This is a genomic window from Actinokineospora sp. NBRC 105648, from assembly GCF_030269645.1.
Taxonomy (GTDB): Bacteria; Actinomycetota; Actinomycetes; order Mycobacteriales; family Pseudonocardiaceae; genus Actinokineospora.
In genome coordinates, this window is sequence record NZ_BSTR01000025.1 from 15,167 (window position 1) to 34,292 (window position 19,126).

The window sequence follows — 19,126 nt, forward strand, 5'->3', positions numbered from 1 at the left end:
GCAGACCAACAGGCGGGCGGCCCGACACCGGACCGCCCGCCTCCTGGGTCCGCCGTGCGTCCCTACTCCCCGCGCACCGTTCGAGCGGCGGTGACGAGGTTGCGCAGGGCGGGGTTGACCTCGGCGTAGCGGCGGGTCTTGAGGCCGCAGTCCGGGTTGCCCCAGAGGCGTTCGGCGGGCACCGCGCGCACGGCCTCCCGCAGCAGTGCGGTCAGTTCGGCGGTGTCGGGGACGCGGGGTGAGTGGATGTCGTAGACACCGGGGCCGACGCCGCGGGCGAAGCCGATGGCGGCGAGGTCGTCGAGGATCTCCATGTGCGAGCGGGCGGCCTCGATGGTGGTGACGTCGGCGTCGAGGCCGTCGATGGCCCCGATCACCTCGCCGAACTCCGAGTAGCAGAGGTGGGTGTGGATCTGGGTCGAGGGCGCCGCGCCCGCGGTGGCGAGCCGGAAGGCGCCGACCGCCCAGTCCAGATAGCACTTCCGGTCCTCGGCGCGCAGCGGCAGGGTCTCGCGCAGCGCGGGCTCGTCGACCTGGACCACCGCGAGCCCGGCGGCGGCCAGGTCGGCGATCTCGTCGCGCAGGGCGAGGGCGACCTGGTCGGCGGTGTCGGCCAACGGCTGGTCGTCGCGGACGAACGACCACGCGAGGATGGTCACCGGGCCGGTGAGCATTCCCTTGACCGGTTTCGCGGTGAGCGACTGGGCGTAGGCGCTCCAGCGCACCGTCATCGGCGCGGGCCGGGAGACGTCGCCGTGCAGGATCGGGGGGCGCACGCAGCGCGAGCCGTAGGACTGCACCCAGCCGAACTCGGTGTGGGCGAACCCGTCGAGCTGTTCGGCGAAGTACTGCACCATGTCGTTGCGCTCGGGCTCGCCGTGCACCAGCACGTCGAGCCCGATCTCCTCCTGCAACCGGATGACCCGCTCGACCTCCGCGCGCATCCGCTCGTCGTAACCCGCCTCGTCGATGATCCCCTTGCGCCGGTCCGCCCGCGCCCGCCGCACGTCCGAGGTCTGCGGGAACGAACCGATCGTGGTCGTGGCCAACGGCGGCAGCCCGAGCCGCTCGGCCTGCGCGGCGGCGCGCTCGGCGTAGGGCGCGCGGGACCGGTCGGTGGGTTCGAGCGCGGCGACGCGGGCGCGGACGACGTCGTCGCGGCGAGCGGCGGCGACCCCGCGGCGCACCTCCTCACCAGAGCGCGCCAACGCCTCGGCGACGACCACACCGTCGCCGCTGAGCACCTTGCCGAGCGTGACGACCTCGTCGACCTTCTGCCGGGCGAAGGCGAACCTGCTCCGCAGCGCCGGGTCGAGGTCGGGTTCGGCGTCGAGATCGTAGGGCACGTGCAGCAGCGAGCACGAGGTCGACACCGCCAACGTCTCGGCCGACCCGAGCAGCGTCGCGCACAACGTGGCGGCGGCCCGCAGGTCCGCGCGCCAGACGTTGCGGCCCTCGATGACACCGGCGACCAGGGTCTTGCGCCGCAGCCCGGTGATGGTCGGGATCCGCTCGGCTGCCTGGGGCCCCGCCACCAGGTCCACCGCGATCGCCTCGACGGCGGTGTCGGCCAAGACCGGCAGCGCGTCGCCGAGGTCGCCGAAGTAACCCGCGACCAGCAGCCTCGGCCGGTCGGACAGCGCTGAGAGCCGGTCGTAGGCCCGGCGCAGCGCCGCCAGCTCGGCGCCGGTGCGATCGGCCACGAACGCGGGCTCGTCCAGCTGGACCCACCCCACGCCCGCCCCGGCCAAGATCGCCAGCAGCTCGGCGTAGCGGTCGAGCAGGCTGTCGAGCAGGTCCAGCGGCGCGAACCCCTCGGGCGCGTCCGGCGCGGCCTTTGCCAGCAGCAGGAAGGTCACCGGCCCGACCAGCACCGGCCGCGTGGTCACGCCGAGCGCCAGCGCTTCCAGGTATTCCGCCACCGGCTTGTCACCGGACAGCGCGAAGGTGGTGTCCAGGGCGATCTCCGGGACCAGGTAGTGGTAGTTGGTGTCGAACCACTTGGTCAGCTCCAGCGGCGCCACCTCGGCGGTGCCGCGGGCCATGGCGAAGTAGGTGTCCAGCTCGCCCAGGCCCAGATCGCGGTAGCGGCGCGGGACGACGCCGAACAGCGCGGCGGTGTCGAGGACCTGGTCGTAGTACGAGAAAGTGTTGCCCGGCAACGAGTCCAGCCCGCTGTCGGTCAGCTCGTGCCAGGTCCGCGCGCGCAGGTCGGCCGCGACCGAACGCAGCCCGGACTCGTCCAGCGCGCCCGACCAGTACCGCTCGACCGCTCGCTTGAGTTCCCGGTTCGGCCCGATCCGCGGATAACCCAGGACGGTGGCGCCGATGGGGGGATTGTTCACGGCTCTCTCCTCGCGAGCTCGAAGAACAGCCCGGGGCGCACGGGCGGAGCACGAGGACGGCCCAGGACCGGGCCGTGTCGCGCGGGCCCACCCGAGAGGCCCCGGACCAGCGCGCACCGGTCGGCACGCGCACCGTCGGCAGATCTTCGGACTCGCGGGCACCCGATCTCTCGGACCTAGTGGCCGTCGCTTCCCAGGCGGATCGCGCCCAGTGCTGATGACGGCGGTCGTTCCCACTCACCGCTGCGGGGCAGTCCCGGACTCGCACCGGGTTCCCTGTTGCCTCGCCACGGGCGCGAACACCCGGGCGAACCAACGGCACCTCGACCATAGCGCTGGGAAGCCGCGTTCGACAGGTGAAATCGCGGTTCCCACCTGTCGGGACCGGTCGACGAGTTGGCCGGGGTGGGCGAAGAGCGCGCTGCCGGAGTACACAGTGCCATCGGAGTTCGTGCTGCTGGATTCGCTGCCCACCACGGTGAACCGCAACGTGGACCGCGCGGCACTGCCCGAGCCGGATCGCGCGGCCACCAGGGCGCTTCGGGACGCGAAGCCATGCTGGCCAGTCTGGTCGCCGCGGTGTTCGGGCTGCCCTTGACCGCTCGTCGCTGCAGTGGAGGCAGTCGTGGCGGCGCACCCGGTGCTGCGGGCGCGGTTCACCGGCGACTCGCTGGTCGTCGGTGCCGAACCTGCGGCGGACGTGGTGACCAGGGTGGACGCCACCGGCGTCTATGGTCCTCAGTGGACAGATCGGCTGGCGGTCGTGGCCGAGGCGGCCGTCGCCGCGCTGGACCCGGCGGCGGGGCGCGTGCTCCAGGTCGTGTGGTTCGACCGCGGGCCCGGCGAACCGTGCCGCCCCCGCCGCACGGGCGGGGGCGGCAGCGGTGGGACTACGGGCAGGCCAGGGTCGGCGCGCCGTTGGACGACCCCGCCGACGACAGCGTGCCCAGCGGCGCCCCGCGCAGGCCCAGGATCGCCTGGGCGGTCGCGCGCGGTGCGGTGCCGGCGTTGAAACCGCTTGCGTCGTAGGCGATCGCGCCGCGCTGGTCGACCGGGCCGGAGCAGGTGACCCGCAACGACACGATGAACTGGTGCGCCTTGACCGCGGCGACGACCCGGCCGCTGGCGCGGAAGGCCTGGCCCGCCAGACCGGTGGTGTTCGCGTTCGGGGTGCCGGAACCGTTGCCCACGGCCAGACCGCCACCCACCTGCTGCTTGGACTTCAACCAGGTCAACGCTTCCTGGGCGTCGGTGGTGCGACCGGTCGCGATCAGGGCCTGCACCACGATGGCGGTGGCGTCGGTGTCGCTGTCGCACGTAGGCGCGCCGTAGAACAGGGGGTAGCCGCCGTCCGGGCACTGAGCGCCCGCGGTGAAGTTCACCGCGGACACTGGGGCACCCGCGGCGGTGCGGTCGAGGGCGATGACGGCGAGCGACTGGGTGAAGGCGTTGCTGTAGTCCCCGTAGATCGAGCGGTCTGAGTAGCGGCCGGACGGGGTGAGCAGCGAGTTGAGCCGCGCGACCAGGTCGACCCCGCCGAAGGAGGCCGGGTTGCCGCCACGGACCTCGACCGCGAGGGCGGTCTTGGCGGTGGCGCCCGCGTAGGCCTCGGTGCCGTCGCCGATGTATCCGGTGAGGACGGTGGGCTGCGCGAGCCAGGTCAGCGCTGCGGCGCCGTAATTGTTGGCGGTCCCGGCCGCGGCGAAGCCGAACACGGCGTCGATGGTCAGACCCGCGTCGGGGTAGGACACGCCGCCGAAGTCGGTCTCCAGGTGGTCGCCGCCGACGAACTGGCGGGCCAGCCACCCGGCGGCCGCGTCGGCGCGGTTGTGGGTCGTGGTCGCGACCGCGGCGGGGGCCGCGACGACGGTGGCGCTCAAGCAGGCCAGGGCGACGAGCGTGGAACGGAGTCTCATGTGGACCTTTCCGGCAGCGCGGGCCGGAACAGGCGCCGTGGCACCTGTTGCCCGGCCCGCGCTCCACGACGGGTGGGGGATCTCGGCGCTCGGGGCGGGCGATCGGACTCGCCACCGCCGGGCAGTGGCTCACCGTTGCGGGTCAGTGCCGGACTCTCACCGGACTTCCCCCGCCACCGGGCGCTATTCGGTTGTGGGCCAAGTCTTTCAGGCGAACCGCAGCCGTCAATCGGCCATCCGGCCGCGCGTGGCGGGCCGAGCGGGCAGGAAGTTCGGTGGCGTGGCCCCGAAGGTGGGTCGGGTGCCGAAGGACGCCTTGCGCGCGGCCCGGCGGAGGGTGGCCAGCACGGCCGGACCGATCACCAGGATCGCCACCGTGTTGGTGATCGCCCGCCCGGTGTCCCAGCCCGCGGTGGAGGTCAGCAGCGTGAACACGGCGAACCGGTGCAGGTTCTCCAGCACCGGGTCGCCGGGCACGTAGGAGATGTGGCCGTCGTGGTAGGGCACCTCGGCGCCGGTGATGAACGGCCAGAACCACAGGTTCATCAGGAACCCGAACAGGTAGGACACCACGATGCCGTAGCCGACCAGCATGGCGATCTCCGCGCGGCCGGTGACCCGGCGCGGCAGCAGGCCCGCCCCCATCCCGATCCACGCCGAGCTGAGCATCTGGAACGGCAGCCAGGGTCCGACCCCCGCGGTCAGCAGCGCCGAGGCGAACAGCGACGTGCAGCCGAGCACGAAACCGAACCCCGCGCCGAAGACCCGGCCGGACAGCACCAGCATGAAGAAGACGGTCTCGATCCCCGCGGTGCCCGCGCCCAGCGGCCGCAGGGCGGCGTTGACCGCCGAGAGCACCCCGAGCATGGCGAGCGCCTTGGCGTCCATGCCGCCCTCGGAGAGCTCGGCGAGCACGATGACGATCAGGATCGGCAGGATGCCGACGAAGACGAATGGGGCGTCTGGTCCGTGCTGCATGCTCTGCGGCTCGACCCGGACCAGCAGTGGCCAGATGAACATCATCAGGCCCGCGAGCGAGGCGAGCACCAGGACGGCGGTCGACCGGGGGCCGACCCGGACGGCCTGGTCCGCCCGCCCCCACTGCCGCACCCGCGCGCTCATCGGGTTCCCTGCGGCAGCGCGGCGGCTACGTCGGCCACGGTCAGCCACTCCGCGCCGAGGATCTTGGCCACCTGGGTGGCGAACGCGGGCGAGCCGCCGAGCACCTCGGCGGTCGGGCCGTCGGACACGATCTCCCCCTCGGCCAACACGACCACGCGGTCGGCGATGGTGGCGACGAACTCCACGTCGTGGGTGGCCACCACGACCGAGCGCCCCTCGGCGGTGAGGGCGGCGATCATCGCGCCGAGCGCGGCCTTGGCCGGGTAGTCCAGCCCGCGGGTGGGTTCGTCGAGCAGCATGACCCGCGGCGCGGCGGACAACTGCACGGCGAGCACCAGCGCCAACCGCTGTCCCTCCGACAGATCACGGGGATGGCGAGCCGGGTCGATCCCCGGCGCGAGCCGGTCCAGCAGGGCGCGGCAGGCCCCCGGTTCCGCGCCGGACTCGGCGTCGGCCGCCGCGCACTCACCGGACACCGTCTCCAGGTAGAGCAGGTCACTGGCGGTCTGCGGCACCAGCCCGACCAGTTCGCGGGCCTTGGCACTGGAGAGCTGCTTGGGATCGACACCCCCGACGCGCACCGTGCCGCCTTGCCGGGGACCCGATCCCTGCAGGGCCCATAACAGCGAGGACTTGCCGGAACCGTTGCGGCCCATCATGGCCAGGACCTCGCCCGCACGCAGGTCCAGGTCGACACCGCGCACCGCGACCGCGGGCCCGTAGCGAACCACGACACCACTGCCGGAGAGCACTGGCGGCCCGGTGAGCGGCTGGGTGCGCCGAGGGGCGGGCCCTAGATCTGCGCGCAGCGGTGTCGCCGCTCGCCGGGCGTCGCGCACCGACAGCGGCAGCGGGTCCCACCGCGCCAGCCTGCCCAGCTCGACGATCGGCGGCACCACCGGCATGGTCCGCAACACCTGTTCCGGCACACCGTCCACCACTGTCCCGTCCCCCGGCACGTAGACCACCCGGTCGGCGAACGGGACCACCCGCTCCATCCGGTGCTCGGCCATCAGCACCGTCGTGCCCAGGTCGTGCACAAGCCGAGCCAGCGTGGCCAGCACGTCCTCGGCCGCGGTCGGGTCCAGCGCCGAGGTGGGCTCGTCGAGCACCAACACCTTGGGGTGCATGGTGAGCACCGAGCCAACCGCGACCCGTTGCTGCTGACCGCCGGAGAGCGTGCGCAGCGCGCGCCTGCGCAGCTCGGCGATGCCCAGCAGGTCCAGCGTCTCCTCGACCCGGCGGCGCATGACCTGCGGCGACACGCCCAGCTGCTCCATGCCGTAGGCCAGCTCCTCCTCGACGGTGTCGGTCACGAAGCCCGCCAACGGGTCCTGACCCACGACGCCGACCAGGTGGGCGAACTCGCGTGGCGGGCGGGAGTGCGTCGGGATCCCGGCCACCGACACCACCCCGTCGAGGTGGCCGCCGGTGAAGTGCGGGACGAGCCCGTTGACCGTGCCCAGCAGGGTCGACTTGCCCGCCCCGGTCTGGCCCGCGAACAGGACGAGCTCACCCTCACCGATGGACAGGGTGATGTCGGCCAGCACCGGTTCGGGCTGGCCGTGGTACCAGAAGGTGACCTGGTCCCATTCGATCACGCGGGCACCTTCTCGATCTGCGGCCCCGGCACGTCCAGGGCGGCGGCGAACGGCGGTTCGGGCGGTGGCGAGAGGAAGGCGGGCAGCACCCCGAGGAGCACACCCGCCAGCGGCGGCCAGGACAGCATCGGCCAGGACAGGACGATCAGCGACGGGTTGAGGTTGGTCGGGTCGACGCTCGAGGTGGCGAACAAGACCACGGCGACGCCCACACCGCTGGCCGCCACGACGATCTCGGCCAGCGACCACCGACCCGGCCGGTACCGGCTGCGGTGCACCCGGGCACCCGCGGCGCGGAAACCGATCAACGCCACGACGAGCCCACCGATGAGCACCGGCGCGGCGAGGAAGCGCGGTGTGGTCCCGTCGAGGGTGGCGTAGACCCCGACGCAGACACCGATCAGGCCCACCACCATCAGCGCGCCGGTGATCAGCCTGGTCCGCGCGCGTACCGTGCCCGCACGCCCATACCCTCGCGAGTCCATCGAGGCCGCCAACCGCAGGGAGCGGTCGAGCGCGTCGGCGAGGACCGGGATGACGATGGCCCGCAACGCGTGGAACCGCTTGTCGCCGGTGCCGCCCCGCAGCTTGCGGGCCCGGCGCACGCGCAGGGCGCTCTCGGCCAGCTGCGGGAAGACCGACAGCGCGACGATCACCGCCGTCCCGGCCTCGTACAGCGCGGACGGCATGGCCTTGAGCAGGCGCTTGGGGTTGGCCAGCGCGTTGGCCGCGCCGAGGCAGACGACCATCGTCGCCAGGCGCAGACCGTCGTAGAACCCGCCCAGCAGCGACTCGGCCGACACGTCGCCGAGCAGGCGGATGCCCGCGGCCCACTCCGGCAGCGGGATCTCCGGCAGGCGCAGGACGATCGTCGACCCCTCGGCGCCGCCGAAGACCAGGCGGAAGAACACCCGGAAGAACACGATCACCGCGCCGAGCACGAGGTAGAGCCGGAAGGCCATCGCCCACGGCGCGTCGGTCCGCCTGGCGACCACGACGTAGCCGACGACGGCCAAGATCGTCAGCAGCAGCCAGGGGTTCGTGGTCCGGCTCGCCGCGACCGCCAGGCCCAGCGCCCACAGCCACCACGCGCCCGGGTGCAGGTCGCGCGGCAGGAAGTACGTCGTGCGGGCGCCGCCCACTAGGCGTCCCTGGCGCGTCTGCGGCGCCGGGCCGTCAGCCACGTCGCCGCGGCCAGCAGCACGACCGCGGCGCCTGCCACCCAGGGCGCGTAGTCGCTCGCGCCGGACTGCTCCTTGACCACCTGGTTGACGTCGGCGGCGTTCTCCCCGCCGGTGTACGCCACGTTCTGCGCCGGGTCGGCGGTCTGCGGCGCGGCGGAGCCGGACCTGGGAACCGGCGGCGGCAGCACCCGACCGGCGGGATCACTCGTCAGCGCGGCCGCCGAGGTGGGTGCCGACGCGCCAGTCGGGACAGGGACAGGGGCGCCCGCCGTCGAGGTGGGTACGGGTGCGGCACCTCGGCCATCGGGGACCGGTGCGGCCGGAACCGGCGGGCTGGGCTGTTTCGCGTTGGGGTCGTCGGAGTCCGGCGGCGGTTCGACCACCGCGACGCACGGCTGCCCGGACGTACCCGGTCGCACCGGGGCGATGCGGGGAACGGGGTTGGAGTCGGCGGTGGCGTTGAGGGAGAACGACCAGCCCTCGAAGCCGCCCTGGGTGAAGTCGCGGTTCTTCACGCCCCACTGGCTGTAGGTCCAGGGGCAGTTGTTGCCCGCGTGCCAGTAGGACCAGTAGCCCGCGCCGGGTGGTGTGTCCACACAGGACTCGCGGTAGTGCTCCCGGCCCTTGATGGGCAGTTCCTCGACCGCCGAGGGCCGGTTCTCGACCCGGCAGATGAACGACTCGCCCCACCGGGCCACGCCCGCGACCTGGAAGCCGGCGCCCTTGAGCGCGTCCAGACCGGTCCCCCTTGTGCCCTGGGGGAAGCAGCGCACGATCGTGGTGCCGCCGAGCTGCTGGAAGTCGACCACCACGGTGACCCCGGTGCCGGTCGCGCAGAACCCGGGCTGCCCCTTGGTGTGGTCGACGGCGAGGGCGGGCCACGGGCTCACGGCGGCCACCGCCGCGGTGACCGCCGTGAGGACGAGGAGCTTGGCGAACCGGGTCACTGCACCGTCAGGGTCGCGGTCGAGTAGACCGAGCCGCCGGTGCCGGTGGCCTTCACCGTGTAGGTGTAGGTCCCCTTCGCCGTCGGGGTGATGGACTGCGTGCCGCCGGGGTTGGCCAACGCGCCGGTCCAGGTGCCGCCGCCGGTGGTGGGCGAGACGGCGAAGGCGGTGACCGCGGTGGCGTTGGTCGAGGTCCAGGTCAACGTCGTGCTCTGGCCGAGGTTGATCTTGCGGTCCAGGTCGTCGACGGACAGGCTCACCGTCGGGTTGCTCGCGCCCACCGCGGGGTTGGTCGGCGTGACGTCGGGGGCGGGGTTGGTCGAGGCGGTCTTGTTCAGCGAGAACGACCAGCCCTCGAAGCCGCCGGGGACCACGTTGCGGTTGAGCGCGCCGTAGCTGCTGTAGGTCCACGTGCTGCCCGACCCGTTGGCGTGCCAGTAGGACCAGTACGCCTCGGCGGGCGGGGTGAACGCGCACGCCTCCTTGTAGGTGGGGTTGGAGGTGCGCGGGATCGTCTCGGTGGACGACGGCCGGTTCTCCAGCCTGCACACGAATCCCAAGCCCCACTGGGCGGTCCCGGCCACCGCGATGCCCGCGTCCTGCAGCGCCTTGATCCCGGTGCGCTGGGTGCCCGGGCTGGCGTTGGGCGAGCAGCGGGTGATGGTCGGCGCGGCGGTGCCGCCGTTGCCGTCGAGGTCGTTGAAGTCGATCACGACGGTGACCCCGCTCAGCGAGTCCGCGCCGGTGCAGATCCCGGCGTAGCCCTTGGTCGGGTCGATCGCCGAGGCCGGCGCGGACCCGACGACGGCCAGCCCGGCGGCCAGCCCGAGGGCGGAGGCCAGTCCGGCGAACAGCGTGGAGATCCTTCTCATGCGGAAACCGCCTTGCGGGTAGTGGTCCGGTGGGTGCGGTGGCGCAGCCCCCAGGAGGCCGCGAGCGCGAGGACGAAGCCGACGCCGAGCAGGCCGACCGCCTGCCAGACCGGCATCCGTTCCGCGGTCTGGGAAACGGCCGCCGCCGCGTGGTCGACCGGCGGCGCGAGCGGCAGCCGCAGGGCCGGGGTCACCGGCGAGTCCGCCGCGGCGACCCACGACCGGCCCGCGACCCCGGGAGCCGCGGCCACGCTGGTGGCCAGATCGCTCTCCGACCCGGTCGCCTTAGCCGCACCGCCGTCCGGGGACAGCAGCGCGCCGAGGGCCCGCGCGGTGGCGCTGACGTCGAGCCCGGCCGCTTGCCGTCCACTTGCGACTATCGCACTCAGAGCAACGTCGGGGGTATCGGGCGATCCCGGGATCAGACCGTCTGATGTGGACTTGTTCGTGAGGGCGGTGGCCGCGGCCACGAGAGCGGAGGAACGCCTCGTCTGCCAACCGGCGGGGACACCGTTGCCCGTGGGTGCGGTGGTGGTCGTCTGGTCTGCGTCGGCGGTCGATCGAGGGCTGCCGTTGAGCGCGAGCACGGCGGTGGCCGTGGCTGCTAGGTCACCGGACGAGCAGCGGTCGGCGCGCAGGTCGACCGGGAAGGTGCCGTCGGCGCATTGTTGGCGGAGCAACGTTTCCAGCGCGGGCGAGCTGTCCGCAGTGGGGGTAGCGATGGTCGCCAGCGTGGCCCACACGTGGCGGCGGACCGATCGCGAGGTGTCAGCCTGCTCGCCGGTGTCGACGAACTCGCCCTCGCCAGTGCGCAGGACCGCCAGGTCGGTCGCCAGGGTGTGCTCGATCTCCGACGAGCCGCCGTCGAAGCCGGCGAGCAGCCGGAGTTTCGCCAGCGGCTCGGCGTAGGCGGCGGCGCCCGGTTCGTACGGGGCGCCGTGGGCGTATGCGCTGATGGAGGCCGGGTCCAGCAAGAACCGCGTGGCGTTGTCGGCCGCTTCGGGCTGTTCTCCCAGCGCGCGCAAGGCGAACACGAGGTCGGCGGTGGCGTCGTAGTCGACGAACGTCCCGCCGTCCTGGGTGACCTCGACGTGATCACCGTCGACGAGCCTGCTCACCAGGAAGGCGGCCAACCGACCGGCCGGCGTGCCTTGACCGACCGCCGTCCCCTGCGGCGGCACCGTGCCCTGGACCGGCTGCGGGGCGGGCGGGACGACCACGGTACCGACCGGGGTGCGCGGACGCGGCGCCCGCGCACCGGCTTTGGCGCTGACCGGCCGTTTCCTCGCCACGGCCGCAGGTTCGACCACCCGCGCAGGCGGGGCAGTCACGGGTGGCGCTGTGGTCGTGGGCGGCGCTGTGGTCGTGAGTGGCGCGGTGGTCGTGGGCCGCACGACCGGTGGAGTCGTTCCACCAGGCGGGTCTTCCCCGCCCGGGACCTTGCCCTTGGCCAGGTCGAGGAAACCCACCTGGGACAACCCGAGCGACGCCTGGGCGCCCGCCCGGATCCAGGTGTCCAGCCCGCTCACCCCGGTCGTGCGCGCGGACTCGTGCTGCTCCGGCGTGTAAGCGATCGCTCCGATGTCGGTGGCCAACGCGGTCCCCGCGTCGGCCGCGGTCACCTGCGCGGACGTCAGGTAGGCCACGCCGCGGGCGACCTCGGCGTCGGACCCGCCCGCCTCGGCGAGCGCCTGGACGATCAGGCCGGTGCTGTTGGTGTTGGGCGCCCCGGTCGTCACACCACCACCCCAGCCACCGCTCGCGGTCTGGTTCGCCTTGAGCCAGGCGATGGTCGTGTCGATGGGGCGGTCGAGCCCCGCCGCGCCCGCGGCCCGGGCGGCCAGCATCGCCGAGAGGGCGAGCCCGGTCGTGTCCCCGTCCGGCGCCGACTGGTCGAACGACTTGCCCTCGTCACACGAGGAGATCTTGAACCCGTTCGGCAGCACGTGGTCGCCGACCTCGGTGGTGGGCACCACCCCGAAGAAGATCCGGAAGTAGCCCTCCGAGCACTGCTGGGTCAGCATCTTGTCGATCGCGAGCTGGTCGTTCTCCCCCACCGCGGCCAACCCGATGACGGCCAGCGCCTGGCCGAACATGTTGGCCTCGTTGCTGACGAAGTCGGCGAAGTCCGGGTTCTTCGAGTAGTCACTCACCCGGCCCTTGTGCGGACCGGACCGCATGATCGCGGCCTTGGTCTCGGCGACCATGTCGTACCCGCCGAAGTGCCGTGGATCACGACCGGCGACCTCCGCGGCCACCAGCGCCTTCGCGGCCTGCCCACCCCGGATGATGGCGTCGTAGCCCTGTCCGGGCAACAACCCGTCCCAGGTGAAGAAGTCACTCGCGTGCCGCCCGTCGTCCAGGAACCGCACCACCGGCTCAGCGAGCTCCCCCTGCCCGGACGCGTACGCGGCGAACAGGATGTCGATCATCAGACCGTGGTCGGGCAACGCCCCACCCAGCGGGTTCTCCAGGGTGCCGTCAGCGGAGAGCTTGCTGGTCAACCAGTGCACGGCGGAACGGGCAGCAGGCCGGTCGGGCACAGCCGAGGCGAGCACGGGAGCACCGGCGAGGACGATCCCGACGATGGAGAACAGCGCGGCCACCGACCGCGAACGCACACCCCGAGCCTGACCCACGCCCTCATCCTCATCCCCACGAGCAGGAAAGGAGAGACCGGCGCGACAACGCCGACGTCACCTCTGCTCTCGCGACAGCGGTACGACATCCACCTGCCCGCACGGTGATCCGACTTGCCACTGGTCAGTGGCCCACGGTTGCGCGACAGTGCCGGAGTTCGACCGGCTTCCCCGTCGCGGGCAGTGAGTATGCAGTTGTTCTTGCCCGAGCGTAACACCCGTCCGCGCGCGACCGACACCACCGAACGGCGGTCCCTCCTCAACACCCCAGGTAGCCGGTCACGCGCCGGACAGTCCACAGTGGATGATCAGCGCGCAGCCGACTTCGAGGCGAACCCCCACCCCGCTGGTCCGCGAGAGCATCCCGCCCCCGCTGGGGGGCAACAGGATGCCGCGCCCGCTGGTTCGGGAGAGAATGCTGACCCCGCTGGTTCGCAAGAGAATGCCGCGCCCGCTGGTACGCAACACCCGCCACCAATGTGCTCGATTTGCTGGACTCGCTTCGCGTGGGGGAGGAGTACCGCTAAACTTGCCGTGTGGTGGGGATGCCCTTCACCCGCCCTTTTTTCGCCACCGCGGTGCTCTCGGGGCCCCGCGCGAAGTGAGTTCAGTGAATCGAGCCTGCGTCTTAGTCGGGCAACCTGTATGAGCTACGCTCGGCCAATTAAAGTAGCCCATACAGGTTGCCCAAGTTAAGAGCGGGGCTCGATCTAGTGAACTCCCTTTGCGCGGGGCCCCGAGAGCACCGCGTGGGGAAAGAGCGTGGGGTGAAGGGCTTCCCCACCACACGGCAAGTTTAGCGGTACTCCTCCCCCACACAAAGGGAGTCCACTAGATCGAGCATTCGTAGCGGGGCCGGCGGTTCCAGCGGTGGGGTCTCTAGGGAGTGAGGAAAAAATGCATGAGGGCAAGCTGGAGGGCGGCTAGGCCGGGCTGGGGCCGAGTTGGGCTGGGACCGGCTGGGCCGGGGCCGAACTGGGGCGGGCCAGGGCTGAAGTGGGAGCTTGAGGGGTGAGGTAAGGCGAGGCGAGCGAGGGGCTTCTGGGTTTGGGCTGTGGACGCGGTAATGGTGCGGTGGGGCTGGCTAGGAACTGGCCCTAGCGGGCCGCTGTGTTTATCAAGGTTGTCCATGCGGCCACGGTTGGGGACTCTGCCAGGTCCGCGAAGCCGATCTCGGTGCCTTGGCCGTGCCAGGTCTCGATCAGGGTAAGGACCCGGATGGAGTCGAGGCCGTGGTCCAGGAGGTTGTCGTCGTCGGCGATCTCGGTCGGTGGGATCTCGAGGAGAGCCGCTACCTGTGCGCGCACCTGGTCGGTGGTGGTCATCGGGGGCCTCCGGCGAGCTGGTCGATGAGTCGTGCGGCGGTGAGCGTGGTGGCGCATCGGCCTGCTGCCCAGCGCAGGGCCATGGCGTGGTCCTCGGCGGAGAAGTCTGCGACTGCGTCGGCGACCAGGAAGGGTTGGATGTCGCGCATGAAAGCGTCCGCTGCCGTCATGAGGCAGCCGATGTGGGCGTAGACGCCGGTGATGATCAGTTGGTCGCGGGAGCCGAGGACGTCGGCGAGTTCGGTGCGGTGGAAGGCGTTGTAGCGCCACTTGGTCATCCGCAGGTCGCTGCCCGCCGGGGTCAGTGGTGCGACGATCTCGGCGTCGGCGGGGTCGGGACCGATGCCGCGGCCCCACATGTCCAGTTGTAGGCCGCGCTGGTCGGTGGTCTGGCCGCCGGGTTGGGCCGAGAAGACCACCGGGATGCCCTGTTCGCGGCAGACGTCGCGCAGCCTGGTGATGTTGCCGACCAGTTCCGAGACCGGTGAGGCGCCGGTCTCGAACGCCCGCAGGAAGTGGTTCTGCATGTCGTGCACCAGCAGGACCGCGCGGTCCGGGTCGCAGGTCCACTCGACCCGGTTCTTCGGCAGCTCCGACTCGGTGGGCATCGGGTACGGGGCGATGGTCGGTAAACCCATGTCATTCCTCTCGGGCTGCGGTGGCGGCGAGCTGGGCGCGCAGGTCCTTGCGGCTGGTCTTGCCGACGCCGGTGTGCGGGAAGCTCGGGACCACCTCGACCCGGTCCGGGATCTTGTAGGCGGCCAGTCCCCTGGCGCGCAGGAACGCGCGCAGCTGCGGACCGGTCGGCGGTGTGCCGAGCGGGACGACGAAGGCGCAGGTCCGCTCGCCGAGGAACGGGTCCGGCACCGCCACCACGGCGGCGTCGTGCACGGCAGGGTGGGCCAGCAAGTGGTTCTCCACCTCCTCGGCAGCCACCTTCTCGCCACCGCGGTTGATCTGGTCCTTGGCCCGGCCCTCGACCACCAGGTGCCCGGACGGCAGTCGCCGGACCAGGTCGCCGGTGCGGTAGAAGCCGTCGTCGGTGAACGCGACCGTGTTGTGCTCGGCGGCGCGGTAGTAGCCGCGGATCGTGTACGGGCCGCGGGTCAGCAGGTGGCCGACCTCGCCCGGCGCCACCTCCACGTCCTCGTCGTCGACCAGGCGCAGCTCGTCGTCCGGGGAGATCGGACTGCCCTGGCTGATCGCGACCAGGTCCTCGTCGTCGTCGAGGCGGGTGTAGTTCACCAGCCCCTCGGCCATGCCGAAGACCTGCTGCAGCGCGCACCCGAGCTCTGGGCGCACCCGGCGCGCCGCGGCCTCGGCGAACTTCGCGCCGCCGACCTGCAGCACCCGCAGGCTCGACAGGTCGGCGGTGTGCCGTGGCGCCGCGTCCAGCCACAGCAGCGCGATCGGCGGCACCACACCGGTGATCGTTACCCGCTCCCGCTCGATCAGCGGGAACACCACGTCCGGGCCCGGTGTGGGCGCCAGCACGATCCGGGACCCCGCGTGCAGCGCGCCGAGCACACCAGGCGAGCTGAGCGGGAAGTTGTGCGCCACGGGAAGCGCGACGAGGTAGACCGACGAGATGTCCAGCCCGCAGATCACCGCGCTCTCGCGGACGCTGTAGAGGTAGTCGTCGTGGGTGCGCGGGATCAGCTTGGGGACGCCGGTGCTGCCGCCGGAGAGCTGGAGGAAGGCAACCGAGCCGGGGTCCGGCTCGGGCAGCTCGCCGTCGGGGTCCACGGGGACCTCGGCGAGCGAAGTGTGCGCGCCCGGGTCGCCGTGCACGTAGACCGCCCGCAGTCCGGGGACCGCGGCGCGGACGTGGTCGGCGAGCGTTCGGTAGTCGAAGCCGCCGTCCCGGTCGGCGATCACGTAGGCGACCGCGTCGGTGTGCTCGCAGAAGTAGGTGATCTCGTTGGCGCGGTGGGCGGGCAGGGCGAACACCGGGATCGCGCCCGCGCGGAACAGTCCGAACACGACGGTGAAGAACTCGGCCACGTTGGGCAGCTGCACGACCACCCGGTCGCCCGGCTCGATCCCCCGGGCGCGCCAGCCGTGGGCCATCCGGGTGGCCCGCTCGTCGAGTTCGGCGTAGGTCCAGCGCCGATCGCCGTCGACCACGGCGACGAGGTCGGCGAAACGGGCCGCGCGCGCGGCGAGGAAGTCGCCGAACGTCTCACCTGTCCAGTGGCCGACCTCGCGGTAGCGGCGCGCGGCCGCGGGCGGGAACGGTACCCAGTCGGGCTCGCCGATGGCTCCCAGGACAGGCACGGGGCGCTCCGATCGATTGTCCACAGTAGATCGCTCACCCGACGAGGGTGGCGCCGCCGTCGACGTAGAGGTTCTGCATGGTGATGTGCCGCGCCCGGTCCGAGGCCAGGAACAGCACGGCGTCGGCGATGTCGGCGGCGTCGGCGATGCGACCGAGCGGGATGCCCACCCGGTAGGCCTCGGGGGCACCGTCGATCACCCGCTGCGGACTGTCCGGCCCGGTCCACAGCGCGCGCTGCATGGCTGTGTCGGTCGAGCCCGGGGACACGACGTTGCAGCGGATGCCGTACGCGGCCAGCTCAAGGCCGAGGCAGCGGGTGAACATGGTGGCCGCTGCCTTGGACGCGGCGTAGGCGGCGAAGTCCATCCGCGGCACGCCCGCGGCGTTGGAGCCGACGGTGATGATCGAGCCCGCGCCGCGCGGCACCATCCGACGCGCGACCGCGCGGGAGGCGAAGTAGACACCGTCGGAGTTGACCGCGAACGTCGACCGCCAGTCCTCGTCCGTGGAGGACAAGACCGGGGCCGCGCGCAGCACACCCGCGACGTTGACCAGGACGTCGATCGGCCCGAGCTCAGCCTCGACCCGGTCGACCACCTCGTCGACGGCCGCCGAGTAGGTGACGTCGGCGGTGTAGGCGCGGGCCCCCGGTAGCTCGGCCGCGACGGACTCGACCTGGACCCGGTCCTTGTCGACCGCGGCGACCCGGACGCCCTCGTTGGCCAAGGCCGCGGCGACGGCGGCCCCGATCCCTTGTCCCGCACCGGTCACGAGGGCGACCCTGCCTGCGAAACCCGAGCCGGACATCAGTGCGCCCCCCTGTGCGGCGGCACGGAGAACCGCCATTGATTAGGTGAGGCTAACCTACTATTTCACCGTCGGACTGTCCATGCCCCTGTGACGGAGTCCCGGGTGGACCCGCCGCGGCGGGTGTCTACAGGCCCGCCTCGGCGTAGATCCCGTCCACCACGTCGAAGTACTGCTCGTCGTCGGCGATCGCCTCCGCCGCCGCGATCTTCGGGTCGATCACCGCGGCGACCTCCCGGTAGCGCCGCTGCCAGCGCTCGGCGTCCAGTCGCCAGTAGCCGATGGTGTCGTAGCACTCGGCGGGCAGCCCCAGCGTGTGCCGCAGGTGCCCGCGGACCGTCCGGGTCGCCGCGGCCTCCCCCGCCACCCACAGGTACTCGTCGACACCCGGTCGCGCCCGGTCGCGGACCGCCTGGACGACGGCCTCGCCAGCACCGCGGTGGTCGGCGTAGACCCACTCGATCGTGGCGTGCGTGACGATGTCCTGCCGCTCGGCCGGGTTGTCCACCACGCACACCGCGTGCCCGGCCACCGTCGGCGGCAGCTCTTCCAAGATCCGGCCAATGGCGGGCAGGGCGGTCGCGTCGCCGACGACCAGCAGCCGCTCGGCGGTCTCGGGCAGGCGGTACTTCCCGGCGGGCGAGCCGCTGATCGTGATCTCGTCGCCCGGGCGCGCCGACCGTGCCCAAGTGGCGGCCACACCCCCCTCGTGCAGCACGAAGTCGATGTCGAGCTCGCTACGCTCGGGGTGCCTGCGGCGGATCGTGTAGTTGCGGGTCAGCTCGCCGAAGCGCACCCGGCAGGACTCGTCGGGCAGCCCACTGCCCTCGTACTCGGCCAGCCCCGGACCGCCGACGGTGATCCGCACCATCAGCGGGGTGACGTGCTCGGTCCGGCGGACGGTCACCCGGTATCCGGTCATGGGGCCCTCTCCTGTGATGGCAGACGCGTTGTCAGAATAGCTTAGCCTCACCTAACCTCCGCGTCACGGTCACCCGACCGAGTCACGCGAACCATCACTTGGAGCAACCACATGAGAGCGACAGCCCACCCGCCTCGGACCTCGACGGGCCGCGTGCTCGCCCTCGCGGCCGCGGGCGTCCTCGCGCTGGCCACGGCGGCCTGCGGCTCCTCCACGGACGCGGGCTCGACCCCCTCGGCAGCCGGGCAGTCCTCGGCGGCGGCCCCGGCGAAGCGGACGGTGCAGACGCCCAAGGGACCGGTCGAGGTGCCCGGTGACCCGAAGAAGATCGTCGCGATCGACTTCCAGATCCCGTACATCCTGCTCGACCTCAAGGCCAACCTGGCGGGCGCGATCGACCTGACCGGCGCCAAGGACGGCGCGCCGTTCAAGCAGCTCACCATCATCGGCACCGAGACCGGCGAGCTGAACTACGACAAGATCGCCGAGCTGGACCCGGACCTGATCCTGGCCGGGGACTACCAGGAGGCGGACTACGAGAAGCTCAAGGACCGCTACCCGACGGTGCTGATCCCGGCCGTCGGCGACATCCCGGGCTGGAAGCCGCAGGTCAAGGCGGTCGCCGAGGCGGTCGGCAAGGCGGGCGAGGTGGACGGGCTGGAGAAGGCCTACCAGGCGAAGGTCACCGAGCTCAAGGACAAGCACAAGGACAAGCTCGCCGGGAAGAAGTGGGCGACGCTGGGCACCTACGACGGGTCCGGCTGGTACCTCTACGACAAGGTGAGCGGCCCCTCGACCGCGCTGGCCGACCTGGGCGCCACCTTCGACGAGGCCACGACCAAGGTGGCCGACGGCAACGTCGCGCAGTACTCAATCGAGCAGCTCAACACGCTCAACGGCGCCGACGTGCTGCTCTTCGACGACCTCGGCCCGCCGGTCACCGCGCCGGGCGCGGCCGAGAAGCTGAAGGCGAACCCGCTCTACACCTCGATCACCGCGGTCAAGGCGGGCAAGGTGTACGACGGCGAGTACAACATCCTCGACTACGGCGACGCGATGCGCGTGCTGACCAAGCTCGACGAGGTGCTCGGCAAGCTCTGATCCCGATCAGAGCGGAACGGGGCGGGTCCACTGTGGACCCGCCCCGTTCTGCTGCGCTCCGACGCCG

General features: G+C 71.9%; 14 protein-coding genes and 1 riboswitch. Of the genes, 1 reads left to right on the top strand and 13 read right to left on the bottom strand.

Annotated features, from left to right (window positions below; translation table 11 throughout):
• Positions 1 to 62: 62 nt before the first annotated feature.
• The 13 genes from metE to QSK30_RS21605 all read right to left on the bottom strand — a co-directional run bounded on the left by metE (position 63) and on the right by QSK30_RS21605 (position 17,958).
• A complete protein-coding gene (gene metE, locus QSK30_RS21545) occupies positions 63 to 2,345 on the bottom strand; it encodes a 5-methyltetrahydropteroyltriglutamate--homocysteine S-methyltransferase (protein WP_285505260.1) in 2,283 nt (760 codons plus the stop codon).
• 120 nt (positions 2,346 to 2,465) lie between these two features.
• Positions 2,466 to 2,677, bottom strand: a riboswitch (cobalamin riboswitch).
• A gap of 558 nt (positions 2,678 to 3,235) precedes the next feature.
• Positions 3,236 to 4,261 carry a prenyltransferase/squalene oxidase repeat-containing protein gene (locus tag QSK30_RS21550; protein WP_285505262.1) on the bottom strand — a complete coding sequence of 342 codons (1,026 nt, stop codon included), beginning with the start codon at positions 4,259 to 4,261 and terminating at the stop codon, positions 3,236 to 3,238.
• Between the two features lie 225 nt (positions 4,262 to 4,486).
• Positions 4,487 to 5,383: an ECF transporter S component family protein gene (locus QSK30_RS21555; RefSeq protein WP_285505264.1), complete on the bottom strand. Its 897-nt coding sequence runs from the start codon at positions 5,381 to 5,383 to the stop codon at positions 4,487 to 4,489.
• Complete coding sequence (locus QSK30_RS21560) at positions 5,380 to 6,984, bottom strand: ABC transporter ATP-binding protein (RefSeq protein WP_285505266.1); 1,605 nt, start codon at positions 6,982 to 6,984, stop codon at positions 5,380 to 5,382. Before QSK30_RS21560 ends, QSK30_RS21555 begins: the two co-directional genes overlap by 4 nt.
• Positions 6,981 to 8,126, bottom strand: coding sequence for an energy-coupling factor transporter transmembrane component T (locus QSK30_RS21565; protein ID WP_285505268.1), 1,146 nt, complete (start codon positions 8,124 to 8,126; stop codon positions 6,981 to 6,983). The genes QSK30_RS21560 and QSK30_RS21565 overlap by 4 nt, the downstream gene beginning before the upstream one ends.
• Complete coding sequence (locus QSK30_RS21570) at positions 8,126 to 9,115, bottom strand: ABC transporter substrate-binding protein (protein ID WP_285505270.1); 990 nt, start codon at positions 9,113 to 9,115, stop codon at positions 8,126 to 8,128. Before QSK30_RS21570 ends, QSK30_RS21565 begins: the two co-directional genes overlap by 1 nt.
• Positions 9,112 to 9,987 carry a hypothetical protein gene (locus QSK30_RS21575; protein ID WP_285505271.1) on the bottom strand — a complete coding sequence of 292 codons (876 nt, stop codon included), beginning with the start codon at positions 9,985 to 9,987 and terminating at the stop codon, positions 9,112 to 9,114. The genes QSK30_RS21570 and QSK30_RS21575 overlap by 4 nt, the downstream gene beginning before the upstream one ends.
• Positions 9,984 to 12,608, bottom strand: a complete 2,625-nt coding sequence (locus tag QSK30_RS21580; protein ID WP_285505273.1) for a hypothetical protein — start codon at positions 12,606 to 12,608, stop codon at positions 9,984 to 9,986. Before QSK30_RS21580 ends, QSK30_RS21575 begins: the two co-directional genes overlap by 4 nt.
• Before the next feature lie 1,115 nt (positions 12,609 to 13,723).
• Positions 13,724 to 13,951 (bottom strand): phosphopantetheine-binding protein, encoded by a 228-nt coding sequence (locus QSK30_RS21585; protein WP_285505275.1) that lies wholly within the window; start codon positions 13,949 to 13,951, stop codon positions 13,724 to 13,726.
• Entirely contained in the window at positions 13,948 to 14,589 is a 642-nt protein-coding gene (locus QSK30_RS21590; RefSeq protein ID WP_285505276.1) for an isochorismatase family protein, read from the bottom strand. Before QSK30_RS21590 ends, QSK30_RS21585 begins: the two co-directional genes overlap by 4 nt.
• A gap of 1 nt (position 14,590) precedes the next feature.
• The gene (locus QSK30_RS21595) at positions 14,591 to 16,228 is read right to left on the bottom strand and encodes a (2,3-dihydroxybenzoyl)adenylate synthase (protein WP_502871860.1); all 1,638 of its coding nucleotides are present in this window, start codon (positions 16,226 to 16,228) and stop codon (positions 14,591 to 14,593) included.
• Positions 16,229 to 16,262: 34 nt separating this feature from the next.
• The gene (locus QSK30_RS21600; protein ID WP_285505339.1) at positions 16,263 to 17,036 is read right to left on the bottom strand and encodes a 2,3-dihydro-2,3-dihydroxybenzoate dehydrogenase; all 774 of its coding nucleotides are present in this window, start codon (positions 17,034 to 17,036) and stop codon (positions 16,263 to 16,265) included.
• 127 nt (positions 17,037 to 17,163) lie between these two features.
• Positions 17,164 to 17,958: a siderophore-interacting protein gene (locus QSK30_RS21605; RefSeq protein WP_285505279.1), complete on the bottom strand. Its 795-nt coding sequence runs from the start codon at positions 17,956 to 17,958 to the stop codon at positions 17,164 to 17,166.
• Positions 17,959 to 18,069: 111 nt separating this feature from the next.
• On the opposite strand from QSK30_RS21605, the gene QSK30_RS21610 reads away from it, so the two are divergent.
• Positions 18,070 to 19,059, top strand: a complete 990-nt coding sequence (locus tag QSK30_RS21610; protein ID WP_285505281.1) for an ABC transporter substrate-binding protein — start codon at positions 18,070 to 18,072, stop codon at positions 19,057 to 19,059.
• The last annotated feature ends 67 nt before the right edge of the window (positions 19,060 to 19,126 follow it).